This is a genomic window from Aeromonas sp. Y311-2 (assembly GCF_027706025.1).
In the GTDB taxonomy this organism is placed as follows: domain Bacteria; phylum Pseudomonadota; class Gammaproteobacteria; order Enterobacterales; family Aeromonadaceae; genus Aeromonas; species Aeromonas veronii.
Genome location: NZ_JAPDCL010000059.1, coordinates 1 through 3,005, shown reverse-complemented (window position 1 = coordinate 3,005; position 3,005 = coordinate 1). Strand labels below are relative to the sequence as shown.

At 54.7% G+C, this 3,005-nt stretch carries 3 protein-coding genes; 1 reads left to right on the top strand and 2 read right to left on the bottom strand.

From position 1 onward, the window contains the following. Positions 1 to 54: 54 nt before the first annotated feature. Positions 55 to 459, bottom strand: coding sequence for an IS200/IS605 family transposase (gene tnpA / locus OKC42_RS22560; RefSeq protein WP_064341427.1), 405 nt, complete (start codon positions 457 to 459; stop codon positions 55 to 57). 58 nt (positions 460 to 517) lie between these two features. On the opposite strand from tnpA, the gene OKC42_RS22555 reads away from it, so the two are divergent. Then, positions 518 to 1,744 carry an RNA-guided endonuclease InsQ/TnpB family protein gene (locus OKC42_RS22555; protein ID WP_270820932.1) on the top strand — a complete coding sequence of 409 codons (1,227 nt, stop codon included), beginning with the start codon at positions 518 to 520 and terminating at the stop codon, positions 1,742 to 1,744. A 393-nt stretch (positions 1,745 to 2,137) separates the two neighbouring features. On the opposite strand, the gene OKC42_RS22550 is transcribed toward OKC42_RS22555, so the two are convergent. After that, positions 2,138 to 2,515: a hypothetical protein gene (locus tag OKC42_RS22550; RefSeq protein WP_064341425.1), complete on the bottom strand. Its 378-nt coding sequence runs from the start codon at positions 2,513 to 2,515 to the stop codon at positions 2,138 to 2,140. Positions 2,516 to 3,005 lie beyond the last annotated feature (490 nt).

Here is a 3,005-nt window from a genome sequence, read left to right as displayed (position 1 = left end):
AATGCGAAAGGGGACTCCCTCCGACGTAGGTGGGAGGGGAATTTCGCCGGGGCGTCAGCCCCGCTGGTTTTGAATGTATTGCTTGATCACCTCCAACGGCGCACCGCCGCAAGAGCCAGCAAAGTAGGAGCGTGACCAGAGCTCGGGCTTACTGTAAGCACCTCTTAAGTCCAGGAATTCATTGCGCAGTCGCCTTGATGTGACTGCCTTCAACGAGTTCACCAGTACCGATAGCTGTACTGTTGGGCCGTACTCTATCAGCATGTGAACATGATCAGCCTCTCCGTCACACTCTTTCAGTTCCGCGCCAAAGTCGTTACAAACCACAGTGGCATACTGATTGAATGCGGCAAGGTGTAAATCGCCCAATATCTTTTTTCGATACTTGGTCACAAACACCAAGTGAACATGGAGGAGATAAGCGGCATAGCGTGACTTATTGATGTTTATGACTTGCATTCAATGACTCTGTTCGGTGTAATGATGCGAAGAAATATTGCTACATACTGAGTATTGAATGCAAATTCTTAAAGCCTACAAATTCCGACTTGATCCGACTGAACAACAAGCACAACGCCTGCGCCAGTTGGGCGGATGTGCTCGTTATGTCTGGAATCACGGGCTGGCAGAAACCAAACGCCTTCTTGATGCTGGCGAAAAACTGCCTTCTGCTTTTGAGCTGAACCGGATGCTCACCAGTTGGAAGAAAGACCCGGAAATGGCCTTTCTGGTTGAGGCATACACCGACAACCTCCAGCAGAAACTCAAGGATTTGCACGGCGCGTGGATGCGCTGTTTTGATAAGAAACTCGCCGCCAAGGCTCCTGTTTTCAAGAAGAAAAGCGACAACAGAGACTCAATCAGATTTGTCAACTTCGACAAGTATTGCCGCCTTGAAAAAGGGCGAGTGAAGCTGCCAGCCGGGCTGGCTTGGGTCAAGTTCCGCCAGTCCCAGCTAGTTGAAGGGAAGATTAAAAACGCCACTGTCAGCCAAGCCGCCGGGCACTGGTATATCTCCTTTCAGGTCGAGCAGGAGCACCCCGAGCCAGTTCACCCGTCCGGCTCAATGGTCGGGCTGGATGCGGGTATCGCCAAGCTCGCAACCCTGTCAGATGGTACGGTGTTTGAGCCCGTCAACAGCTTCAAAACCAATCAGGCCAAGCTGGCAAGGCTCCAACGCCAGTTGAGCAAAAAAGTAAAGTTCAGCAGTAACTGGAAGAAGCAAAAAGCCAAGATCCAGCGGCTGCACTCACATATCTCCAATACCCGCCGCGATTACCTTCACAAGGTCACCACGACAATCAGCAAAAACCACGCGATGATTGTTATTGAGGATTTGAAGGTTTCCAACATGTCAAAATCAGCAGCGGGCACGACAAGCCAGCCGGGGCGCAACGTCCGGGCAAAATCAGGGCTGAATCGTTCGATATTGGATCAGGGCTGGTTTGAGCTGCGCCGCCAGCTCGAATACAAGCAGGCATGGCGAGGCGGTCAGGTGCTGGCGATTAATCCGGCCTACACCAGCCAGAAATGCGCCTGTTGTGGGCACACTGCGAAGGATAACCGCCAGACGCAAAGCCAGTTTAAATGCGTTGCGTGTGGGTATGAGGCGAACGCCGATGTGAACGGCGCTCGCAATATTTTAGCGGCGGGACACGCCGTTTTAGCCTGTGGAGGAGCGGTGCAAACAGGCCGCCCGATGAAGCAGGAACCCGGTACTGCGAGAGCAGCTATCACCCAGTAATGGGAATCCCCCTCCTGAGACGCGAAGCGCGAAGGTGGGGGAGGATGTCAAACCAGGTGCTGCGCCAAAAATCGGTCTGCTAGTCCGTTACCACCAGCAAACCGTCATCTGTCTGGTGCCATTCGGCGGGCTCATTGAGCCAGCGCCATTCCATCCCTTCCATCATCCTGCTTTGCTCCCTTTTATCCCGCGTAATCCCGCACAAATGGGGCTAGCCAACGCCTCGTCCGGTCACGACAGGTCATGGCTGCGCCTCTGCGGAACCCATAAAAGGAGTCAATAGTGTCGCTATTGCTGCCCCGATACAATGCTTGTGCGTTGCGCCATCAGTGCGTCCCAAAAAGCGCGGGGGGCCTGATGGCCCCCCGCAAACACACCGGATGAGAAAATGCCTTACTTGGCGGCGCTATCCTTCACGCACTTCTGGACAAAGCTGTTCTTGGCCGCGCCAGCCAGCTTCTTGTCGGCTGCCGCCTTCTCGCACTTGGCCGCCGGATCCACCGCCGCGCCCGTCTTCACGCACTTCTGGATAAAGCTGTTCTTGGCCACACCGGCCAGCTTCTTGTCGGCGGCCGCCTTCTCGCACTCACCGCTCGCGGCGCCAGTGGCATCTTTCACGCACTTGCCGACAAAGCTGGTCTTGGCGGCGCCGTTAAGCTTTTTGGCTGCGGCCTGCGCCTCGCACTGCAACTGGGCTGCGTCGTTGGCAAAGACCGGGTTGGCCAGCAGCACGCTGCCGCAGAGCAGGCCGAACAGGATGGTACGCTTCATGGGTGATCTCCTCTCTATCTGGTGATGTGTTTGCATGGTCATATTTGCATGACGATGTGTTGCAAATGGCTGTGATTGCAACATCTGATTGTTGCCGCAGATCCCCCGCCTCGCCAGCTTGGGAGCGGAGCAAAGGGCAACCATCGCCCGCACTATAGCGCCGATTGGCTGAGCGGGATGGTCCCCAGCCAACCCTTCCCCGACGGCAAGTCTGCCCCCAACTTTCCCGCCACGCCCGCCAACTCCAATAAAATCAAGGGCCATGGGAATCCAGTGCCCGGTTAGTGCGATTTGTTGAGCCAGCGCAAAAAAGGCGATTTTTCTGATAGTTACGTCACTTTTTGACTGGTGAGACCAGATTCGATTGGCTTAACATAGCCATCCGGTGCCTATTCACCAGTGATGGGCTGCTGCCCTCAGAGATCCCCTCATTTTTAGAGACTCAAATAATTCCAAGTGTGCGGGTATATAAGCGGTGTTGCTTCAGGTA